Annotated in this window: 19 protein-coding genes; 7 read left to right on the top strand and 12 right to left on the bottom strand. The window is 73.0% G+C overall.

Annotation, left to right across the window (positions count from 1 at the left end; all coding sequences use genetic code 11):
* From ACSDG8_RS13275 to ACSDG8_RS13265, 3 genes are read left to right on the top strand one after another with little or no spacing between them, the layout of a single operon-like run.
* On the top strand, positions 1 to 927 hold the full coding sequence (locus ACSDG8_RS13275; RefSeq protein ID WP_210897774.1) for a hypothetical protein: 927 nt from the start codon (positions 1 to 3) through the stop codon (positions 925 to 927).
* Between the two features lie 43 nt (positions 928 to 970).
* The gene (locus ACSDG8_RS13270; RefSeq protein WP_210897772.1) at positions 971 to 1711 is read left to right on the top strand and encodes an SCO6745 family protein; all 741 of its coding nucleotides are present in this window, start codon (positions 971 to 973) and stop codon (positions 1709 to 1711) included.
* Between the two features lie 42 nt (positions 1712 to 1753).
* Positions 1754 to 2716, top strand: a complete 963-nt coding sequence (locus ACSDG8_RS13265; protein ID WP_210897770.1) for a GNAT family N-acetyltransferase — start codon at positions 1754 to 1756, stop codon at positions 2714 to 2716.
* Positions 2717 to 2791: 75 nt separating this feature from the next.
* Here ACSDG8_RS13265 and ACSDG8_RS13260 read toward each other — a convergent pair whose 3' ends face one another.
* The gene (locus tag ACSDG8_RS13260; RefSeq protein WP_030501227.1) at positions 2792 to 3247 is read right to left on the bottom strand and encodes a gamma-glutamylcyclotransferase; all 456 of its coding nucleotides are present in this window, start codon (positions 3245 to 3247) and stop codon (positions 2792 to 2794) included.
* Positions 3248 to 3353: 106 nt separating this feature from the next.
* On the opposite strand from ACSDG8_RS13260, the gene ACSDG8_RS13255 reads away from it, so the two are divergent.
* Positions 3354 to 4757, top strand: coding sequence for an NAD(P)H-quinone dehydrogenase (locus tag ACSDG8_RS13255; RefSeq protein ID WP_210897768.1), 1404 nt, complete (start codon positions 3354 to 3356; stop codon positions 4755 to 4757).
* Between the two features lie 34 nt (positions 4758 to 4791).
* Here ACSDG8_RS13255 and ACSDG8_RS13250 read toward each other — a convergent pair whose 3' ends face one another.
* From ACSDG8_RS13250 to ACSDG8_RS13235, 4 genes are all read right to left on the bottom strand, one after another.
* Positions 4792 to 5445, bottom strand: a complete 654-nt coding sequence (locus tag ACSDG8_RS13250; RefSeq protein WP_210897766.1) for a DUF998 domain-containing protein — start codon at positions 5443 to 5445, stop codon at positions 4792 to 4794.
* A 96-nt stretch (positions 5446 to 5541) separates the two neighbouring features.
* On the bottom strand, positions 5542 to 5874 hold the full coding sequence (locus tag ACSDG8_RS13245) for a helix-turn-helix domain-containing protein (protein WP_210897764.1): 333 nt from the start codon (positions 5872 to 5874) through the stop codon (positions 5542 to 5544).
* On the bottom strand, positions 5871 to 6116 hold the full coding sequence (locus ACSDG8_RS13240; RefSeq protein WP_439428046.1) for a type II toxin-antitoxin system RelE/ParE family toxin: 246 nt from the start codon (positions 6114 to 6116) through the stop codon (positions 5871 to 5873). The genes ACSDG8_RS13245 and ACSDG8_RS13240 overlap by 4 nt, the downstream gene beginning before the upstream one ends.
* A gap of 179 nt (positions 6117 to 6295) precedes the next feature.
* The gene (locus tag ACSDG8_RS13235; protein ID WP_210897762.1) at positions 6296 to 6919 is read right to left on the bottom strand and encodes a DedA family protein; all 624 of its coding nucleotides are present in this window, start codon (positions 6917 to 6919) and stop codon (positions 6296 to 6298) included.
* A gap of 496 nt (positions 6920 to 7415) precedes the next feature.
* Here ACSDG8_RS13235 and thrS point away from each other — a divergent pair, with 496 nt between their 5' ends.
* Complete coding sequence (thrS, locus tag ACSDG8_RS13230) at positions 7416 to 8633, top strand: threonine--tRNA ligase (RefSeq protein ID WP_210897760.1); 1218 nt, start codon at positions 7416 to 7418, stop codon at positions 8631 to 8633.
* Between the two features lie 70 nt (positions 8634 to 8703).
* Here the strand turns inward: thrS and ACSDG8_RS13225 are convergent, their stop codons facing one another.
* From ACSDG8_RS13225 to ACSDG8_RS13210, 4 genes are all read right to left on the bottom strand, one after another.
* Entirely contained in the window at positions 8704 to 10662 is a 1959-nt protein-coding gene (locus ACSDG8_RS13225) for an ABC transporter ATP-binding protein (RefSeq protein ID WP_374223514.1), read from the bottom strand.
* Between the two features lie 172 nt (positions 10663 to 10834).
* Complete coding sequence (locus ACSDG8_RS13220; RefSeq protein WP_210897756.1) at positions 10835 to 12568, bottom strand: ABC transporter ATP-binding protein; 1734 nt, start codon at positions 12566 to 12568, stop codon at positions 10835 to 10837.
* Positions 12562 to 13089 (bottom strand): MarR family winged helix-turn-helix transcriptional regulator, encoded by a 528-nt coding sequence (locus tag ACSDG8_RS13215; RefSeq protein ID WP_439427919.1) that lies wholly within the window; start codon positions 13087 to 13089, stop codon positions 12562 to 12564. Before ACSDG8_RS13215 ends, ACSDG8_RS13220 begins: the two co-directional genes overlap by 7 nt.
* A gap of 56 nt (positions 13090 to 13145) precedes the next feature.
* Positions 13146 to 13661, bottom strand: a complete 516-nt coding sequence (locus ACSDG8_RS13210) for a MarR family winged helix-turn-helix transcriptional regulator (RefSeq protein WP_210897752.1) — start codon at positions 13659 to 13661, stop codon at positions 13146 to 13148.
* Between the two features lie 57 nt (positions 13662 to 13718).
* Between ACSDG8_RS13210 and ACSDG8_RS13205 the strand changes: the two genes are divergently transcribed.
* Positions 13719 to 15335: an MFS transporter gene (locus tag ACSDG8_RS13205; RefSeq protein ID WP_210897750.1), complete on the top strand. Its 1617-nt coding sequence runs from the start codon at positions 13719 to 13721 to the stop codon at positions 15333 to 15335.
* Positions 15336 to 15391: 56 nt separating this feature from the next.
* Here ACSDG8_RS13205 and ACSDG8_RS13200 read toward each other — a convergent pair whose 3' ends face one another.
* Entirely contained in the window at positions 15392 to 15835 is a 444-nt protein-coding gene (locus ACSDG8_RS13200; RefSeq protein WP_210897749.1) for a DoxX family protein, read from the bottom strand.
* A gap of 85 nt (positions 15836 to 15920) precedes the next feature.
* On the opposite strand from ACSDG8_RS13200, the gene ACSDG8_RS13195 reads away from it, so the two are divergent.
* A complete protein-coding gene (locus ACSDG8_RS13195; RefSeq protein WP_210897747.1) occupies positions 15921 to 16460 on the top strand; it encodes a TetR/AcrR family transcriptional regulator in 540 nt (179 codons plus the stop codon).
* A gap of 48 nt (positions 16461 to 16508) precedes the next feature.
* On the opposite strand, the gene ACSDG8_RS13190 is transcribed toward ACSDG8_RS13195, so the two are convergent.
* On the bottom strand, positions 16509 to 17948 hold the full coding sequence (locus ACSDG8_RS13190) for a GuaB1 family IMP dehydrogenase-related protein (protein WP_439427918.1): 1440 nt from the start codon (positions 17946 to 17948) through the stop codon (positions 16509 to 16511).
* A gap of 125 nt (positions 17949 to 18073) precedes the next feature.
* Entirely contained in the window at positions 18074 to 19825 is a 1752-nt protein-coding gene (locus ACSDG8_RS13185) for an acetyl/propionyl/methylcrotonyl-CoA carboxylase subunit alpha (protein ID WP_210900655.1), read from the bottom strand.
* Positions 19826 to 19888: the final 63 nt, after the last annotated feature.

The raw sequence follows: 19888 nt of genomic DNA, 5'->3' as shown, positions 1-19888 counted from the left end.
ATGGCCGAGGTACCCGCGGAGGTGATCCGGCGGCTGTACGCCACGCCGCCGGACCGGTTCGTCGCGGCCCGGGACGCCGCCGTCGCGCAGGCGCGGCAGTCCGGCGACCCGCGTACCGCCCGGGAGATCGGCAAGCTGCGCCGGCCCACTGTGGCGGCCTGGCTGGTCAACCTGCTCGCCATCCGCCGGCCCGAGCTGGTCGCCGACCTGACCCAGCTGGCCGAGTCGCTGCGCGCCGCGCAGCGCGACCTGCGCGGCGGCACGCTGCGGGAACTGTCCGCGCAGCGGCGCGCCGTCGTGGGCGCGCTCGTCGCGGAGGTACGCCGCCTGGCCGCCGCCGAACCCGCCGCGCCGCCGGCCGGGAAGCTGCCGCTGGGCGAGGTGGAGGCGACACTGAACGCCGCGCTGTCGGACACCGAGGTGGCCGAGCAGGTACGCGCCGGACGGCTGCTGCGGGCCAGCCACTACGCCGGGTTCGGCGAGGTGCCCCGCCCCCAACTGCGGCTCGTGACCGGAGGCGAGGAGGCGCCCGTCGTACCCGATCGGGCGGCCGAGCGGGCCGACGCGCGCCGGGCCCGCGACGAGCGGGCGGCGCGGGCCGAACGGGCCGGGCGGCGGCGGACCGCGACCCGCGAGCTGACCCGGGCCCGCGCGGACCTGGACCGGGCCGAGAAGGAGCTGACCGAGGCCGACGCGGCCGAGCGCGACGGCGCCGCGACGCTGGACCGGATCGAGACGGAACTGGCCGAGCTGGAGCGTCGCCGCGCGGTGGCCGAGCAGGAGCTGAGCCGGGCCCGGCTGGCCCGCCGGGGCGCGGAACGGGCGGTCACCGCCGCCCGCCGCCGGGCCGGTGAGGTGGAAGCCGTCCTGGAGGCGCTCGACGCCGAAGAGGGGGATGCCGACACCGGTGACGAACAGGCAGACTGAGCGTGATGAATGGCCACGGTGGACTGACGGCGATGGGCCGCCGATGACTCCAGAGCAACTCGCCGCCGCCTGCAAACCGCTGGTGCTCGAACTCGGGGAGGCGTTCAACCGCTGCCCGTCCACGCTGCGGCGGGCGCGGCTCCTCGGCATCTCCGGGTGGGCGTTCTACATCACCGGGCGGGCCGGGGCGCTCGGTGACGTCCGCGCCGAGACGGTCGCCGCGGCGCTGGGCTTCATCGCCCCGGAAGCGGTCACTGACGGCTGGGACGCCGCCGCGCGGACCGTCCCGCCGCTGGAGGTGGCCACCGCCAACCTCGCCGAGTGCTGCCGGTGGGGCACGGCCCGGCTCGGTGACGGTGCCGAGTCGTCCCGGCTCGCCGCGCTGCTGGGCCGGGCGGTCGAGGCGGCCGACGGCAGCGGCATGCCGCTGTTCGCCGCCTGGCGGGCCATGCCGGTGCCCGACCCCTCGCCGGGCGCGCGGGCGGCGGTCGGCATGCTGCTGCTGCGCGAGCACTTCGCCGGGGCGTACCTGCTGGCGGTGCGCGCCGCCGGGCTGACACCGCTGGAGGCGGTGCTGGCCGGGCCGGAGGGCGAGGCGGGAGCGGCCGCGTGCGGCTGGGCGCCCCCGTACCCGCCGGTCGGGCCGCTGGTGCGACGGCGGCTCTGGGCCGAGGCGGTGACCGACCGCCTGGCGTCGGCGGCGTTCCGCGTGCTGAGCGCGGCCGAGGGCGCGGAACTGCTGGTTCTGCTCGGTGCCGCGCGGCAGCGCGCCCGGCGCGGATAAATGGGAGGCGGCCCCGCCGCTGCGGCTGTCAGGATCTGGCCCGTGACGCTCCCCGCCGGCTGGTCGGCCCGCCGCCCGACCCTCGACGACGTGCCAGCGATCCTGGCGGTGGTGCACGCCGCCGACACGTTCGCCGTCGGCTACCCCGACTTCGACGACGAGGACGTGCGGTCCGCGCTGACCGCGCCGTTCGTCGACCCGGCGCGGGACTCCTGGCTGGTCACCGACCCGGACGGTACGGCGGTGGCCTGGTCGATCCTGGCCAACCCGAGCGGCGTGGGCCGGGAGTGGGTGGACGTCCTCGTCGACCCCGACCGCGGCGCCGACCTGCGCGCGCCGCTGCTGGCCCGGCTGCTGGAGCGGGTCGCCGAACGCGCCGCCGAACGTGGCCTGCCCGCGCTCACCGCCCGCGCCGGGGTCTACGCGCCGGAGACCCGCTGGGCGGGAGAGCTGGCCGAGGCCGGGTTCACCCGGCTCAAGCGCTACATCCGGATGAGCCGCTCGCTCGCCGACCTGCCCGCCGAGCCGGCGCCCCCGCCCGGGGTGACGGTGCGGCCGCTGCGCGCCGACGACGAGAGCGACCTGCGGCTGTTCCACCGGATCTACGACACCGCGTTCCGGGACACGCCCGATCATGACCCGCTCGACTTCGAGCAGTGGCGAGACCTGCTGCCCTCGTACGGCAAGGTCTGGGACGAGTGGTTCCTGGCCGAGGTCGACGGCGAGCCGGCCGGCGCGCTCCAGTCCTCCGACCAGGCGCTCGACCAGGACCTCGGGTGGGTGCGGACACTGTCGGTGCTGCCCGCGTACCGGCGGCGCGGGGTGGGCGCGGCGCTGCTGCGCCGGGCCTTCGCGGTCTACGCGGCGAAGGGCCGCGCCGGGGCCGGGCTCGGCGTCGACCTGGCCAACCCGACCGCGCCGGTCACGCTCTACCGTTCCGTCGGGCTGGTGGAGGAGCGCTGGGTCGACATGTACGAGCGGAGCGTGCCCGCCTCGCGGGTGTGACCCGGCACCCCTCGTACCGGGGTCGCCGAGCGCGGGTGCGGCCGCGCGGCGCACACTGTGGGTGTGGGAGACGCGCTACGCGGACGCGGTGCCGGTGGGGCGGGACCGCAGCTCGGTGACGTAGTCGTCCGGCGCGCCCGCCTTCTCCGCGGCGTTCGCCAGCTCCGACAGGTACCACGCGGTGGGCAGCCCGCCCTCGTAGCCGTCGAACACGTAGACCCACGCGGTCACGTCGCCGTCGAGCGTCGAGACGCGCACGGTCAGCCGGCGGTACGTCTCGGCGGTCACGCCCTCGATCTCGTCGAGCTGCGCGGCGTCGTACGGGTGGATGTCGTAGAGCGCCACGAAGACCCGGTCACCCGGGGACTCGACAACGGTGCTGACCGAGCCCTCCCACCCGATGACGTCCTCGCCGGCGAAGGTGAGCCGCCACCCCTCCAGCCAGCCGGTACCCACCATCGGCGAATGCGGGCAGTAGGCGCGCATGCGGGCCGGGTCCAGGTTTGAGCCGTAAGCAGCGTAGAGACGCACGGCGACGACGATAGCCCGGCCGGCGGGTGGGGGAGAATACGACAGTGCGTGTCGAACCCGACGGGGAGAAGAAAGTCACTGTGAGTTTCGACGAAGGGACGGCTCTGTGAGCCAGATCGTGATCATCGGCGGCGGGCCGGCCGGGTACGAGGCGGCCCTGGTCGCCGCGCAGTTGGACGCCGAGGTCACGGTGGTCGAGGCGGAGGGGGCCGGCGGCGCCTGCGTGCTCTCCGACTGCGTGCCCTCCAAGACGTTCATCGCCAGCTCCGAGGTGGTCACCGGCTACCGGGACACCGAGGAGTTCGGCGTGCACTCCGACGGCCTGGAGGCGGTCACCGTCGACGCGCGGGCGGTGCACGAGCGGGTCAAGCGGCTCGCCCTGGCGCAGTCCGCCGACATCCACACCAAGCTGGTCAAGGCCGGCGTCGAGTTCGTGGCCGGCACCGCCCGGCTGGGCGAGGACACGCTCGGCCACACCCACCGGGTGATCGTCACCCCGGCCGGCGGCGGCGAGGAGTACTCGATCGCCGCGTCGACGGTGCTCGTCGCGACCGGCGCGACCCCCCGCCAGCTGCCCACCGCCGTACCGGACGGCGAGCGCATCCTGACCTGGCGACAGGTGTACGACCTGCCCGAGCTGCCCGAGCACCTGATCGTGGTCGGTTCCGGCGTCACCGGCGCCGAGTTCGCCAGCGCGTACCTGGCCATGGGCGTCAAGGTCACGCTGGTCTCCAGCCGCGACCGGGTCATGCCGCACGAGGACGCCGACGCCGCCATGGCGATCGAGCGGGTGTTCCGCAACCGGGGCATGAGTATCCTGAACAACTCCCGCGCCGAGGCGGTCCGCCGCGTCGGGGACGGGGTCGAGGTCGTGCTCTCCGACGGCCGCCAGGTCACCGGCTCGCACGCGCTGATCGCGGTCGGCTCGATCCCGAACACCTCCGACCTGGGCCTGGCCGAGTACGGCGTGGAGCTGGCCCGGGGTGGTTACGTGACAGTGGACCGGGTCTCCCGTACCAACGTGCCCGGCATCTACGCGGCCGGTGACTGCACCGGCGTGCTGCCGCTGGCGAGCGTCGCGGCCATGCAGGGCCGGATCGCCATGTGGCACACGCTGGGCGAGGCGGTCCGGCCGCTGCGGCTGCGTACCGTCGCGGCGAACGTCTTCACCGACCCGGAGCTGGCGACGGTCGGCGTCTCCCAGGACGAGGTGGACGCCGGCAAGACCCCGGCCCGCCAGGTGATGCTGCCGCTGTCCGGCAACGCGCGGGCGAAGATGGACGACCTGGCCGACGGCTTCGTCAAGTTGTTCTGCCGGCCCGCGAGCGGGCAGGTGATCGGCGGCGTGGTGGTGGCGCCGAAGGCGAGCGAGCTGATCCTGCCGATCACGATGGCGGTGGAGAACAACCTCACCGTGAACGAGCTGGCCCACACCATCACCATCTACCCGAGCCTGTCCGGCTCCATCACCGAGGCCGCCCGCCAGCTCATGCTCCACGAGCTGGAGTAACCGCGCCCTCCTTCCCTCGCCTTATGTTCGTCGATCATGGAGTTGCGGCCCCTGATCCGACCGGTATGCCCGGCCTGTGCGGGGTCACAACTGCATGATCGACGACTTTGGTCAGGGTGAGGTGCAGGGCCAGGGTGGTGAGGAGGCCTGTCTCGGTCAGGATGAGCAGGCGCTCGATCAGGCCGAGCAGGGCGCGATCACCCAGGTAGGCGGACCAGATCATCGTGGCCGCGAGCACCAGGCTGGCTGCGGTCAGGCCGCGCAGCCAGGCGGCCGCTCCGGTGACCGGGTGACGGGCGAGCAGCCAGCCGGCCACCGGCAGGGCCAGGAACGACAGCACCGAGGCGTACCGGTGCACGTAGGCGGCGGTGTCCATGGGCGTACCCGGCTCGTTCGTGGGCACCACAGCCGCGGCCAGCAGCCCGGCCGACCAGGCGGTCAGCAGCGCGCGCGGCACCCGGCCCGCACCGCCCCGGCGTAGCGCCGGCAGCAGCACCACGCTGGCCGCCGCGAGCACCGCCATCGCAGTGTCGATGACGCCGCCCCGATCGGAGACGGCGAAGTCGCTCACGGTCAGCGACCAGGGATCCAGGTCGTCGCTCACCCCGAGGTGACCGATCGTCGCGAGCACCGCCGCCAGGACGATCCCGCCGAGGGCCAGCAGGCCGCTTCTCCGCGTTCCAGGCATACGGCCAGCCTGTCGCCGGAACCGCCCGAGACGGATCCGGGACCGCCACCCACTTCACTACCCGGGTGGTCCCCTACCGCTACCCGGAGAAACGCGTCAGGCTACGTCCAGTCGGATGTTCCCGATCCGGGCGACCACATCGAGGTGTCCGCCCAGTCCGGTCACGTAGGCGCGCAGAATCTCCAGGCTGACACTCTCGCCGTTCTCGATCTGGCTGATCCGTGCCTGAGACAAGCCCGCCGCTTCCGCCAGTTGAGCCTGGGTCATGCCCAGCTGCTTGCGGATCTCCGCCAGCTGCGCGCCGGTGACGGAAGCCAGCATCTGCTCTCGGAATTGTCCCCGCCGGGCCACACGGTCGCTGTCGTCCCATGAGGGATCAACACTTCTTGCCTTCGCCTTGACGTCGCGCCAGTTCGCCCCACCACTCATGGCCGTTCTTCCTTCAAGTTGATCAGGTGCTCCTGGAAACGCTCGTCCGCCAACGGGATGGCGAGCCGGTACCAACTCTGCCACTGCCCCGCCTTGTCTCCGGCCACCAGGAATATGGCTTCACGGGAGGGGTCGAACGCGAAGATCATCCGAACCTCCGAGGCGCCGCTCGAACCTGGTCGTAGCTCTTTCATGTGGTGATATGAGCTGCCCTTGAGCCGGTCGACCAGTGGCCGGCCCAGTGCGGGGCCGTGCTCCGCCAGTAGATCGAGCGCCTCGCTGACGAGGTCAGCGGTGCTCGGCTCACTCGCGCACAGGTCCAGGAACCAATGCTCGACCTCGGGATGAAGTCTGATCTCCCACCCCCGGTCAATATAAACAAAACTTATACGCGAGGTGGGTCAACGCGCCTGCCTGCGCGTCAGCTGCCGGCTGAGTCGGCTGCGGCTTCGGCCCGGGTCTGCCGGGCGCTGCTGATCCAGGTCATCGCCCACCCGGCCAGCGCGAACCCGGCCGCTGCCACGCCACCGATCAGCAGCAGCCGCCACGCCGAGTGGGTCAGCGCCGTACCGCCCAGGTGGCCGACGAGCGCGCCGTAACTGGACCAGGCGAGCGCCGCCGCCGCCTCGTAGGGCAGGAAGAGGCGGTACGGGTAGCGGCTGCGGCCGGCCGAGAAGCAGGCTGCCATCCGGCCGCCGGGCACGAACCGGCAGAGCAGGATCACCAGCGGCCCCGGCTCGCGCAGTCCGCGGGTGACCCGCGTGACGGCCCGGCGCGCCCGTCCGCGTGGCGTGGCACGTGCCGCCCGGCGGGTGGGCGTGGTGCGGCCGATCAGGTAGCAGGCCAGGTCGCCGATGAAGACGCCGGCCGCGCCGACCGCGATGGTGACCGGCAGGCTGAGCCCGCCGTAGACGGTCAGCGCCCCACTGGTGATCATGACGAGCTGGGTCGGCACCACCGGAACGAAGGCGTCGGCGATCAGCAGGGTCAGCAGCAGCGCGTACGCCCACATGGGCGACGCGACGTCAGAGATGAGTTCGGCCACGACCGCCACCTCGCCGGAGTTCTCCGTTCGACCGGATCGAGCCTGACGCCGTGTCCGGCGTCACCACCACCGGCCCCACCTGGCGGTGACAGACGACACCGACGGGCCGTAGGTGTGAAACGAGCCGACCCGGCCGGAGGTGACGGGTGGGCGAGGCCACAGGGCGGGGCGGCGGATCGACGGATCGCGGCGTACCGTTGGCGGGACGCGGCACCGGAGCCGTCGGGTCCCCCGTTCCCGATGCCCACGCCGCGGCGGGTCGCCGACAGGTCCCGTGTCGGCGACCCGCACCCTCTCTCCGAAATCCAGGTGCGCCGGTGGCGTCCGCGCGTCTACGTTCGGGGCATGCGCAGCGCGGTAGTGACCACGACGCCGGGTGTTCCCGGCGCGCCGCACTGACGTTTCCGTCGACGAGGCCCCGGGGCGATCCGCTCCGGGGCCTCGCGGCGTTCCGGGCCCGCTCGCCTCCGGGTCGTACCCGATCAAGGAGAGCGACATGATCGACCACCGCAGGCTCGGCCGGGACCTGGAGCTGTTCGTCTCCGACCCGCTCGCGGGCGCCGGACTGCCGATCTGGCTGCCGGACGGCGCCGCCGCCCGGCACGCCGTCGAGGAGTACGTCCGGGAGCTGGAGCGTCGGGCCGGCTACCGGCACGTCTACTCGCCGCCGCTTGGTAAACGGGAGCTGTTCGAGCTCTCCGGGCACCTGGGCTACTTCGCCGACGACATGTTCCCGCCGATGCGGCTGAGCGCCGACGACGAGTTCGTGCTGCGCCCGGCGCTGTGCCCGCACCACGCGCTGGTGTTCCGGGCGCGCGGGCGCTCCTACCGGGAGCTGCCGCTGCGCGTCGCCGAGCTGGGCGGGATGTACCGGGCGGAGCGTTCCGGGGTGCTCGGCGGGCTGTCCCGGGTGCGCGCCATCTCGCTCAACGACGCGCACAACTTCTGCGCCCTGGACCAGGTCGGCGACGAGGTCCGCGAGATCCTGCGGCTGATCGGCGAGGCGCACGCCGCGCTCGGCGTCCGTCCCGCCGGGTTGCGGCTGTCGCTGCGCGGGCCGGGTCAGCGGTACGTGGGCGACGACGCGAGCTGGGCGCGGGCCGAGGACCTGCTGCGCGCGGCGCTCGACGGGGTCGACGTCATGGAGGCGCCGGGTGAGGCCGCGTTCTACGGCCCGAAGATCGACATTCAGATCGTGGACGCGGCCGGCCGGGAGTCGACCATCTCCACCGTCCAGCTCGACTTCGACAAGCCGGAACGGTTCGACCTCTCGTACACCGACTCGGACGGCCGCCGGAAACGGCCGGTGATGGTGCACCGCAGCCTGGTGGGCAGCATGGAGCGGCTGTTCGCGTACCTGATCGAGGTGCACGGGGGCGCGTTCCCCGCCTGGTACGCCCCGGTGCAGGTGCTGCTGCTCCCGGTCGACGCGGCGCAGGCCGACGCGGCTGCCGGGCTGGCCCGCCGCGCCGAGGCGGCCGGGCTGCGGGCCGAGGTGCAGCACGCCGGTTCGCTGGGCTCCCGCATCCGCGACGCGGCCCGCAGGCGCATCCCGTACACCGGGGTGATCGGCCCCCGGGAGGCGGCCGACGGGTCGGTCTCGCTGCGTCTGCGCGACGGCCGGGTGCTCGATCCGATGCCCGCCGCCGAGGCGGTGGGCCTGGTCGGCGCGGTGGTCGCGAGCCGGTCGGCCGGGCTGCTCCCGTCCGGCTGACTCCGGCCCGCCCGGGTGCCGGGAAGGCACCCGGGCGGCGGCCCGTGTCGGGCCGGTGGCCGGGTCCACGTCAGTTCCCGACCGGCGTGCCGGCGCCGGCACGCATGCCGTTCGGCGGGCCGGCCGGGGCCGGCGCCGGAACCTCGTCGGTGATCACCGCGCCGGTGAACTGCGCCCGGTAGAGCCGGGCGTACGCGCCACCGGCGGCGACGAGCTGGTCGTGGGTGCCCTGTTCCACGATCCGGCCCTGCTCCATCATCAGGATCAGGTCGGCGTCGCGGATGGTGGAGAGCCGGTGCGCGATGACGAAGCTCGTCCGGTCCGAGCGCAGCGCCGCCATGGCGCGCTGGAGCAGCACCTCGGTCCGGGTGTCCACCGAGCTGGTCGCCTCGTCCAGGATCAGCAGCGACGGCTCGGCCAGGAACGCGCGGGCGATGGTGATGAGCTGCTTCTCCCCGGCGCTGACGTTGCTGCCCTCCTCGTCGATCACGGTGTCGTAGCCGTCGGGCAGGCTGCGCACGAACCGGTCCACGAACGTCGCCCGGGCGGCGGCGAGGATCTCCTCCTCGGTGGCGTCCGGGCGCCCGTAGGCAATGTTGTCCCGGATGGTGCCGCCGAACAGCCAGGTGTCCTGGAGCACCATGCCGATCCGGCCGCGCAGGTCGTCGCGGCGCATCGTGGAGATGTCCACCCCGTCCAGCGTGATCCGGCCGGCGTCCAGCTCGTAGAACCGCATGACCAGGTTGACCAGCGTGGTCTTGCCCGCGCCGGTGGGGCCGACGATGGCCACCGTGTGACCCGGCTCGGCGACCAGCGACAGGTCGTCGATGAGCGGCTTCTCCGGGTCGTAGCGGAAGGAGACATGCTCGAACTCGACCCGCCCGTGCGGGTCGGCGATCCGCGCCGGCTCGGCCGGGTCGGGGCTCTGCTCGCCGGCGTCGAGCACCGCGAAGACCCGCTCGGCCGACGCCACCCCCGACTGCAGCAGGTTGGCCATCGAGGCGACCTGGGTGAGCGGCTGGGTGAACTGCCGCGAGTACTGGATGAACGCCTGCACGTCACCGAGGCTCATCGAGCCGGACGCCACCCGCAGGCCGCCGACCACCGCGATCGCGACGTAGCTGAGGTTCCCGATGAAGAACATCGCCGGCATGATGATCCCGGAGACGAACTGCGCGCCGAAGCTGGCCCGGAACAGCTCCTCGTTCTTGGCGTGGAAGGCGGCTTCGACCTCCTTCTGCCGGCCGAAGACCTTGACCAGCTCGTGCCCGGTGTACGCCTCCTCGATCTGGCCGTTCAGCTCGCCGGTGTGCTTCCACTGCGCGATGAACTTGCCCTGCGACCGCTTCGCGATCTGGCTGGTGACCACCACCGACAGCGGCACCGCGACCAGCGCGACCAGCGCCAGCAACGGCGAGATCCAGAACATCATCCCGAGTACGCCGACGACTGTGAGCAGCGACGTGAGCAACTGGCTCAGCGTCTGCTGGAGCGTCTGCGACACGTTGTCGATGTCGTTCGTGACCCGGCTCAGCAGCTCACCCCGGGGCTGCTTGTCGAAGTACGGCAGCGGCAGCCGGTTGAGCTTGTCCTCCACGTCGGCGCGCAGCTTCAGCACGGTGCGCTGCACCACCCCGTTGAGCACCCAGCCCTGCGCCCACTGCAGGATGCTCGCGCCGATGTAGAGCACCACAGCGAACGCCAGCACCCGGCCCAGCGCGGCGAAGTCGATCCCGGTGCCGGGGATCACGTCCATCCGGGCCAGCATGTCGGCGAAGTTGCCGTTGCCCTCGGCGCGGGCCGCCTCCGCCGCCGCCTCGGTGGTGGTGCCGGCCGGCAGCTGACGGCCGATCACCCCGCTGAAGATGATGTCGGTGGCGTGGCCGAGCACCTTCGGCCCGATAACGCTGAGCCCGACGCTGCCCAGGGCCAGCGCGAGCACGCCGGTGAGCTGGAGCCGGTACGGTCGCAGCCGCCCCAGCAGACGGCGTGCCGACGGCCCGAAGTTCATCGCCTTCTCGGCCGGCATGCCCATGTTCATGTGCGGCGGTCCACCGCCCGGCCGGCGTCCGGCCGGAGGTAGTCGTGCCGGTTCGTTCTTCTGCTGCGGTACCGGCGGCGTGCCGCCGTTCCTCCCACTCACGCTGTGCCCCCGTTCGTTCGCGACTGCGGGGCTCGCAACCCCGGCTCACTCCTCGCGCTCACGCTGCAACCTCCGCCGTCTGCTGCGACGCGACGATCTCGGCGTACGTGGGGCAGCTCTCCAGCAGTTCCTCATGTCGTCCCATCCCGACGACACCCCCGTCCTCGAGCACGATGATCTGGTCGGCGTCGACGATCGTGGAGACCCGCTGGGCCACGATCACCACCGCCGCGTCCGCGGTGACCGGCTTGAGGGCGGCCCGCAGCCGGGCGTCCGTGCCGAGGTCGAGCGCGGAGAAGGAGTCGTCGAAGAGATAGATCTCCGGTTTGCGTACGAGCGCGCGGGCGATCGCCAGTCGTTGCCGCTGGCCGCCGGAGACGTTCGTGCCGCCCTGCGCGATCGGCGCGTCCAGTCCGCCCGCCATCTCGGCGACGAAGTCGCGCGCCTGGGCGATCTCCAGGGCGGCCCACAGGTCGGCGTCGGTGGCGTCCGGGTTGCCGTAGCGCAGGTTGCTGGCGACGGTGCCGCTGAACAGGTACGGCCGCTGGGGCACCAGCCCGATCCGCCGCCACAGCTCCTCCGGGGCGAGTTCCCGCACGTCCACGCCGTCGACCAGGACGGCGCCGGCGGTCGGGTCGACCAGACGGGGGATCAGGGTCAGCAGTGTGGTCTTGCCGGCGCCGGTGGAGCCGATGATCGCTGTGGTCCGGCCCGGTTCGGCGCGGAACGAGATGTCGTGCAGCACCGGCGCGCTCGCGCCCGGGTACTGGAATCCGGCGCCACGCAGCTCCAGCTCGCCGTGGCCGGTGACCTCGGTGACCGGGTCGGGCGCCGGCACCACCGACGAGTCGGTGTCCAGCACCTCCTCGATGCGCTCGGCGCAGACGGCGGCCCGGGGCACCATCATCAGCATGAAGGTGGCCATCATGACCGCCATCAGGATCTGCATCAGGTACTGCAGGAACGCGGTCAGCGCGCCGACCTGGATCTGGCCGGAGTCGACACGCGCCGCGCCGAACCAGAGCACCGCGACGCTGGATACGTTCAGGACCAGCATCACGATCGGGAAGATCAGCGCCTGGAGCCGCCCGATCCGCAGGGCGGTGGCGGTCAGGTCGGTGTTCGCCACCCGGAAGCGGTCGGTCTCGTACGGCTCGCGGACGAAGGCCCGGACCACCCGGATGCCGGTGATCTGCTCGCGCAGCACCCGGTTGACGGTGTCGATCCGGGTCTGCATGAGCCGGAAGCCCGGCACCATCCGGCGGATGATCAGGCCCAGCGCGACGGCGAGCACCGGTACGCAGACCAGCACCAGCCAGGAGAGCCCGACGTCCTCGCGCAGCGCCATCACCACGCCGCCGACGCTCATGATCGGCGCGGCGACCAGCATGGTGCAGCTCAGCAGCACCAGCATCTGCACCTGCTGGACGTCGTTGGTGTTGCGGGTGATCAGCGACGGCGCGCCGAACCGGGCCACCTCGCGGGCGGAGAAGCTGTTCACCCGCCGGAAGATCGAGCCGCGTACGTCGCGGCCGAAGCCCATCGCGGTTTTCGCCCCGAAGTAGACGGCGGCGATCGAGCAGGCGATCTGGAGCAGGCTGACCAGCAGCATCCAGCCGCCCGTACGCAGGATCTGGTCGGTGTCGCCGACGGCGACGCCGCGGTCGATGATGTCGGCGTTCAGGCTGGGCAGGTAGAGCGAGGCGATGGTGCCGACGAACTGGAACGCCACCACGGCGACCAGCCATCGTCGGTACGGGCGCAGATGTGTGCGCAGCAGGCGGATCAACACGGATGGCTCCCCGTTGGCGGCTCGGTGTCGGACTCGCTGTCCCGGTTCAACCGACGGAGGTCCCCGTCGGACATGCCGGTGATGATTTCGATCAGGAACGCGCGGATCACCGCCCGCTTGTCCGGGTCGGCGTCGACCGACGTCAGTGGCCGATCGCTGTGGATCATGTCGATGATGGCGCGGGCGTGCTCGCCGCCCTTGTCGGTCAGGGCGAGCCGGACGGTGCGGCGGTCCTCGGCCGCGCGACGCCTGCTGACGAAGCCGTCGCGTTCGAGGGTGTCCACGATGCCGGTGAGCGTGGCGGGCCGGACGAAGCAGAGTTCGGCCATGTCCCGGTGGCTGGCCTCGCCGGAGCGCAGGAGGATCATCAGGACCCGCATGCCGGCGGAGGTGAGGCCGTGGTGCTCGGCCAGGTAACGCCCCCAGTGCTGCTCGACGACGTGGCCGGCGATCGAGACCAGCCGGCCGAGCGGCGCGTGGTGCAGCGCGTCGGGAAAGCGTACGAGGGGCCCGGGATTCACGGCTGTCAGATTAGCCCCCGAATCATCAGGGCCCAAACTAATTTCTGAGAAGTCCCTCAGCCGCGTTCGGCGCGCGCCCGAGGCGGCTCGTCCGGCGCGGTGGCGACGTAGTCCCGCATGACGTCGGTGACCTCGCGCAGGAACGCCGCGGTGGCCTCGGCCTGCTCCGGGGTGAGCCGGGAGACCGCCCGGTCGACGCCGACGAGCAGCGGGCGCAGCGCCTCCAGCACCTCGCCGACGGCGCTCTCGGTCACCTGGAGGCTGAGCCGCCGCCTGTCGTACGGGTGCGGGGACCGGGCGACGTGACCGGCCTGCACGAGCCGGTCCACGAGCGTGGTCGCCGAGGCCGACCGGATGCCGAGCCGGTTGCCCAGCTCGACCGGGCCCAGCGGCTCCGGGCTGGAGACCAGGTGGTCGATGGCCGCCGCGTCGGTCGCGTTGAGGCCCAGGCGGCGGGCCAGCGCGGCCCGGGTGTCACCGGCGATCCGCAGCACGTCGCGCAGCGCGCGGGAGGCCTCGCTGCTCGGCGGCGGACCCGGCACGTTTTCCCCGGTTGACGGCACCCCCTCCATGGGATAAAGCTAGCAGCTCGGTTAGCTAGAAAATCTAGCTAATAGAGGGGACCGCACATGCGCAGCGACGGACGGGGACGCTGGTTCGGGCTGCTCGCCATCAGCCTCGGCGTCGCGATGATCATCGTGGACGCCACCATCGTGAACGTCGCGGTGCCGCAGATCATCCGGGACCTGGACATCACCTCCACCGACGCGCAGTGGGTGCAGGAGGCGTACACCCTGGTCTTCGCCGCGTTGCTGCTGGTCGCCGGGCGCTTCGCCGACCGGTCCGGGCGGCGGCGGATGTTCCTCGTCGGCGTCACCGTGTTCGTCGTCGCAAGCGTGCTCGCGGCGCTCGCCGGCTCCGGCGAGACGCTCATCGCCGCCCGGGTGCTCCAGGGCATCGGCGGCGCGATGATGCTGCCCACCTCGCTCTCCCTGCTCAACGCCAACTTCACCGGCCGGGAGAAGGGCATCGCGTTCGCCGTCTGGGGCTCCACCATCGGCGGCGCGGCGGCGCTCGGGCCCCTGCTCGGCGGCTGGCTCACCACCACGTACTCCTGGCGGTGGGCCTTCGGCATCAACGTCCCGGTCAGCCTCGCGGTGATCGTGGCGACGCTGGTCCTGGTGGCCGAGTCCCGCGACGACCGGGCCGAGCGCGGCCTGGACCTGCCCGGTGCGCTGCTCTCCGTGATCGGCATGACCGGCGTGGTCTTCGCGCTGATCGAGGGCCGCACCTACGGCTGGTGGGAGCGGGAACGGCCGTTCAGCCTGTTCGGGCTGGACTGGACCGCGTCGATCTCGCCGGTGCCGGTGGCCGCGATCCTGGGCCTCGCCGCGCTCGGGCTCTTCCTGGCCCAGCAGGTACGCCGCAACCGGGCCGGCCGGCCGGCGCTGCTCGACCTGTCGCTGTTCGGCATCGGCTCGTTCCGCAACGGCATCCTGGCCGCCGCGATCGTCAGCCTGGGCGAGTTCGGCCTGCTGTTCGCGCTGCCGCTGTGGTTCCAGAACGTGCTCGGCTACAGCGCCTTCCGGACCGGCCTGGCGCTGCTGCCGCTCGCCGTCGGCAGCTTCCTGGCCAGCGGCCTCGGCGCGCCGCTCACCCAGCGCTGGGGCGCGGCCCGGGTGGTCCAGCTCGGTGTCGCCGCCGAGCTGGTCGGCGTCGCCGGGCTCGGGTTCGTGGTCGCGCCGGACACCAGCTGGTGGGCGCCGGTGGGCTTCCTTTTCGTGTACGGCGTCGGCGTCGGCCTGGCCACCGCCCAGCTCACCGGGGTCTCCCTGTCCGAGGTGCCGGTACGCCGCAGCGGCCAGGGCTCGGGCCTGCAGAGCACCGCCCGGCAGGTCGGCTCCGCGCTGGGCATCGCGGTGCTCGGCACCGTGCTCTTCGCCGGCCTCGGCGGACTGCTCGGCGACCGCCTCGCCGACCAGCCCGGACTCGACCCGGCCCAGCGGGACCAGGTGGTGAGCGCGGTCAAGGAGAGCGCCGGCGCGGCGATCGGCGGGCTGGAGGCGGACCCGCGTACCGCGCCGATCGCCGAGGAGGCGAAGGCGGCGTTCTCCGACGCCACCCGGTACGCGGCGTTCGCCGGAGCCGGGTTCCTGCTGATCGGCCTGGTCGCCTGCCTTCGCCTGCCGTCGGTGCGGCCCGGGGACGCCACGCCGCGCGCCGAAGAGGAGCCGGCCCGGGCCTGATCCTGGGCCCGGCGGCGGCTCACCTGCGGGGGCCGCCGCCGGGCCCGGCACGCGGCTCATGCGCCGAACGCGACCGCCAGCGCGGCGGCCACGAAGAGGACCTGGAGCGCCGTGCGGACGCCCAGCGGGGTCACCGGGCGGCCGGCGAGCGTGAGGCGGCGGCGCGCGGCCGACACGTTCGCCGGGAACATGGCCAGCATCAGCAGCGCCAGCCCGGCCGCCGCCCAGCGCGCCGTGGCCGGGACCAGCAGCGCGAGCGCGCCGCCGAGTTCCAGCACGCCGGTGACGGTCACCAGCAGGTCGGGCCGGGGCAGCGACGGCGGGACCATCGCGATCAGGTCCCTGCGCCGGGACGCGAAATGGGCCACGCCGGTCAGCGCGAACATCAGCGCCAGCCCGACCCGCAGCGCGGGATGCCAGCCGTCCAGAGCGTCCACGCCGAGCAGGCCGGCGATCCGGGCCGAAGCGGCGCCGGCGAGAAGTGCGATCAGGGGTGCCATGGTCGTCCCTCCGGCGGGGAATCTTGTCAGCGACAAGATTGCCCGCGCGGGTGGCATCTTGTCAATGACAAGTTAGGGTGACGGCATGGCCTCCTACCACCACGGCGACCTGCGCCGCGTCCTGCTGACCACCGCGGCGGAGGCGATCGCCGAGGCCGGACCGGCCGCACTGAGCCTGCGGGACCTGGCCCGCCGGGCGGGCGTCTCGCACGCCGCGCCCGCACACCACTTCGGCGACAAGGCCGGGCTGCTCACCGCGCTCGCCGCCCAGGGCTTCGACCTGCTCGCCGACGCGCTCCGGCAGGCCGGCGACGACCTGCTCGACACCGGCGTGGCCTACGTCGGGTTCGCGATACGGCACCGGGCGCACTTCGACGTCATGTTCCGGCCCGAGCTGTACCGGGCCGACGACCCGGAGCTGATCGCCGCCCGGACGCGGTCGGGCGAACTGCTGCGCGACGGGGTGGCCCGGCGCACCGGGCGGGAGCCGGACGCCGACGCGCTGGCCGCCTGGTCGATCGTGCACGGCTTCGCCACGCTCTGGCTCGCCGGCGCGCTGCCGCCCCGGGTGGGCGACGACCCGGAGGCCGCCGCCCGCGAGGTGATCAGGCGGCTCTTCGCCTGAGCCGGTCTCAGCCGCGATGCCAGGTTGGGCCGGGCCGCCGGAACGGGCTCACCAGCTCGTCGGCAGCGGCATCCCCTCGGTGTAGCCGGCGGCGCTCTGCACGCCGACGAGCGCCCGCTCGTGGAACTCCTCCAAGCTGCGCGCGCCCGCGTACGTGAACGCGCTGCGTACCCCGGAGATGATCTCGTCGATCAGGTCCTCGACGCCGGGCCGGTTCGGGTCCAGGTACATCCGGGCCGAGGAGATGCCCTCCTCGAAGATCGCCTTCCGGGCCCTGTCGAACGCGCTGTCCTCGGCCGTACGGGCGCTCACCGCACGCGAGGACGCCATGCCGAAGCTCTCCTTGTAGCGCCGCCCGTCGGCGTCGGTGTACAGGTCGCCGGGGGACTCGTAGGTGCCGGCGAACCAGGAGCCGATCATCACGTTCGACGCGCCCGCGGCGAGCGCCAGCGCCACGTCCCGCGGGTGGCGTACGCCGCCGTCGGCCCACACGTGCCGGCCCAGCGAGCGGGCCGCCGCCGCGCAGTCGAGCACCGCGGAGAACTGTGGACGGCCCACGCCGGTCATCATCCTGGTGGTGCACATCGCGCCCGGCCCGACGCCCACCTTGACGATGTCCGCGCCCGCGTCGACCAGGTCGCGTACGCCATCGGCGGTGACCACGTTCCCGGCCGCCACCGGCACCGGCGGATCCAGCCGGCGGACCGCCCGCAGCGCATGGAGCATCCGCTCCTGGTGCCCGTGCGCGGTGTCCACGACGAGCGTGTCCACCCCGGCCTCCAGCAGCGCGGCGGCCTTGCCCGTGACGTCGCCGTTGATGCCCACGGCGGCGGCGACGCGCAGCCGCCCCCGGTCGTCGGTGGCCGGCTTGTACAGCGTGGCGCGCAACGCGCCCTGCCGGGTCAGCACCCCGACCAGGCGGCCCTGCGCGTCCACCACCGGCGCGATCCGCCGCCGGCCCGCCGACAGCCGGTCGAATCCGGTACGCGGGTCCGCGTCCGCCGGGACGGTGTGCAGCTCGGTCGACATCACGTGCCGGAGCTGGGCGAAGCGGTCCACCCCGACGGTGTCCGCCTCGGTGACCACGCCCATCGGCCGACTGTCCGCGTCGACCACCACCACCGCGCCGTGCGACCGTTTCGGCAGCAGGTGGATGGCGTCGCCGACGGTCTCGGTCGGGCCCAGGGTGATCGCTGTGTCGTGCACCAGGTGGCGCTGCTTGACCCAGCCGACCACGTCGGCGACGACCTCGATCGGGATGTCCTGCGGGATCACCGCCACCGCGCCGCGCCGCGCCACCGTCTCGGCCATCCGCCGGCCCGCGACGGCTGTCATGTTCGCCGCCACCAGCGGGATGGTGGTGCCGGTCCCGTCGGTGGTGGCCAGGTCGACGTCGAGCCGGGAGCCCACCTCGGACCGGTTGGGCGCCATGAAGACGTCGTTGTAGGTCAGGTCGTGCGCGGGGACCGCGCCGTGAAGGAACCGCACCTGGCCATCATTCCCGCCCCGGGCTGTGCCCGCCCCCGGTGGTGGCTCAGACCACCCGGCCCGGCGCTGTCAAGAAGGGGCCCTTTCTCTACCGCACGCGTTAAGAAGGGGCCCTTCCTTACACCTCAGGCGATGGTGCAGATCGCGGCGCCGGACGTGATCACCGCGCCGACCTCGGCGGCGAGCCCGCTCACCGTGCCGGCCTTGTGCGCGTGCAGCGGCTGCTCCATCTTCATCGCCTCCAGCACCACGACCAGGTCGCCCTCGGCCACCTCGTCGCCGTCCGCGACCGCGATCTTCACGATCGTGCCCTGCATCGGCGAGGTGAGGGCGTCGCCGCTGACCGCGGCGCCCGCCTTGCCTCCGCCGCCCCGGCGGGCCGGCTTCTTCGCGGCGGGCGCGGCTGCCGCCGTACCCGCGCCGAGCCCGGCGGGGAGGACGACCTCCAGCCGCTTGCCGCCCACTTCGACCACCACGGTCTCGCGCTCGGCCGGCTCGTCGGCGGCGCCCGGGGTGGCGGTGAAGGCCGGGACGGTGTTGTCCCACTCCGTCTCGATCCACCGGGTGTGCACGGTGAACGGCTCGGCGGCGAACGCCTCGTCGCGGATCACCAGGCGGTGGAAGGGCAGCGCGGTGGCCATGCCCTCGACCACCATCTCGTCGAGCGCCCGGCGGGCCCGCTCCAGCGCCTCGGCGCGCGTCTCGCCGACGATGATCACCTTGGCGAGCAGGGAGTCGAAGTTGCCGCCGATCACGTCGCCGGCCGAGATTCCGGTGTCCACCCGCACGCCCGGCCCGGAGGGCAGGCGCAGCGCGGTGACGGTGCCCGGCGCGGGCAGGAAGTTGCGGCCCGGGTCCTCGCCGTTGATCCGGAACTCGATGGCGTGCCCGCGCGGCGTCGGGTCCTCGGTAAAGCGCAGCTTCTCGCCGTCCGCGATGCGGAACTGCTCGCGGACCAGGTCGATGCCGGCGGTCTCCTCGGTGACCGGGTGCTCGACCTGGAGCCGGGTGTTCACTTCCAGGAACGAGATCGTGCCGTCCGCGCCGACCAGGTATTCCACGGTGCCGGCGCCGTGGTAGCCGGCCTCGCGGCAGATGGCCTTGGCGCTGTCGTGGATCTGGGCGCGCTGGGCGTCGGTGAGGAACGGCGCGGGCGCCTCCTCGACCAGCTTCTGGTGCCGGCGCTGCAACGAGCAGTCCCGGGTGCCCACCACGATCACGTTGCCGTGCTGGTCGGCCAGCACCTGCGCCTCGACGTGGCGGGGCTTGTCGAGGTAGCGCTCGACGAAGCACTCGCCCCGGCCGAACGCGGCGACCGCCTCGCGGGTGGCCGACTCGAACAGGTGCGGGATCTCCTCCATGGTGCGGGCGACCTTGAGGCCGCGCCCGCCACCGCCGAAGGCGGCCTTGATGGCGACCGGCAGGCCGTGGTCGACGGCGAACGCCATCACCTCGTCCGCGTTGCCCACCGGGTCCGGGGTGCCGGGCACCAGCGGCGCGCCGGCCCGCTGCGCGATGTGGCGGGCGGTCACCTTGTCACCGAGGTCGCGGATCGCCTGCGGGGTGGGGCCGATCCAGGTGAGCCCGGCGTCGATGACGGCCTGGGCGAAGTCGGCGTTCTCGGAGAGGAAGCCGTAGCCGGGGTGCACCGCGTCCGCGCCGGACCGGGCCGCCACGTCGATCAGCTTGTCGATGCGCAGGTAGCTGTCCGCGGCGGTGTCGCCACCGAGGGCGTACGCCTCGTCGGCGAGCGTGGCGTGCAGGGCGTCCCGGTCGGAGTCCGCGTAGACGGCGACGCTCGCCAGGCCCGCGTCGCGACACGCGCGGATGACGCGGACGGCGATCTCGCCGCGGTTGGCGATGAGAACCTTGCGCACCTTGTGGCTCCTCCCGGGAGGTCGTTGCCGGGAGTTTAGCGGCCGACCTGCGGAGCCTAACGA

Source organism: Micromonospora sp. LA-10, assembly GCF_051853095.1.
GTDB classification, from domain to species: domain Bacteria; phylum Actinomycetota; class Actinomycetes; order Mycobacteriales; family Micromonosporaceae; genus Micromonospora; species Micromonospora echinospora_A.
This window is presented reverse-complemented; position numbering and strand designations above follow the sequence as displayed.

What these genes read in the sequence shown, in the direction of transcription:
- thrS (WP_210897760.1), top strand. Translation starts at nt 7,416, where the DNA reads ATGATCGACCACCGCAGGCTCGGCCGGGACCTGGAGCTGTTCGTCTCC.
- ACSDG8_RS13210 (WP_210897752.1), bottom strand. Translation starts at nt 13,661, where the DNA reads ATGGAGGGGGTGCCGTCAACCGGGGAAAACGTGCCGGGTCCGCCGCCG.
- ACSDG8_RS13225 (WP_374223514.1), bottom strand. Translation starts at nt 10,662, where the DNA reads ATGCCGGCCGAGAAGGCGATGAACTTCGGGCCGTCGGCACGCCGTCTG.
- ACSDG8_RS13250 (WP_210897766.1), bottom strand. Translation starts at nt 5,445, where the DNA reads ATGCCTGGAACGCGGAGAAGCGGCCTGCTGGCCCTCGGCGGGATCGTC.
- ACSDG8_RS13200 (WP_210897749.1), bottom strand. Translation starts at nt 15,835, where the DNA reads ATGGCACCCCTGATCGCACTTCTCGCCGGCGCCGCTTCGGCCCGGATC.
- ACSDG8_RS13195 (WP_210897747.1), top strand. Translation starts at nt 15,921, where the DNA reads ATGGCCTCCTACCACCACGGCGACCTGCGCCGCGTCCTGCTGACCACC.
- ACSDG8_RS13245 (WP_210897764.1), bottom strand. Translation starts at nt 5,874, where the DNA reads ATGAGTGGTGGGGCGAACTGGCGCGACGTCAAGGCGAAGGCAAGAAGT.
- ACSDG8_RS13205 (WP_210897750.1), top strand. Translation starts at nt 13,719, where the DNA reads ATGCGCAGCGACGGACGGGGACGCTGGTTCGGGCTGCTCGCCATCAGC.
- ACSDG8_RS13270 (WP_210897772.1), top strand. Translation starts at nt 971, where the DNA reads ATGACTCCAGAGCAACTCGCCGCCGCCTGCAAACCGCTGGTGCTCGAA.
- ACSDG8_RS13275 (WP_210897774.1), top strand. Translation starts at nt 1, where the DNA reads ATGGCCGAGGTACCCGCGGAGGTGATCCGGCGGCTGTACGCCACGCCG.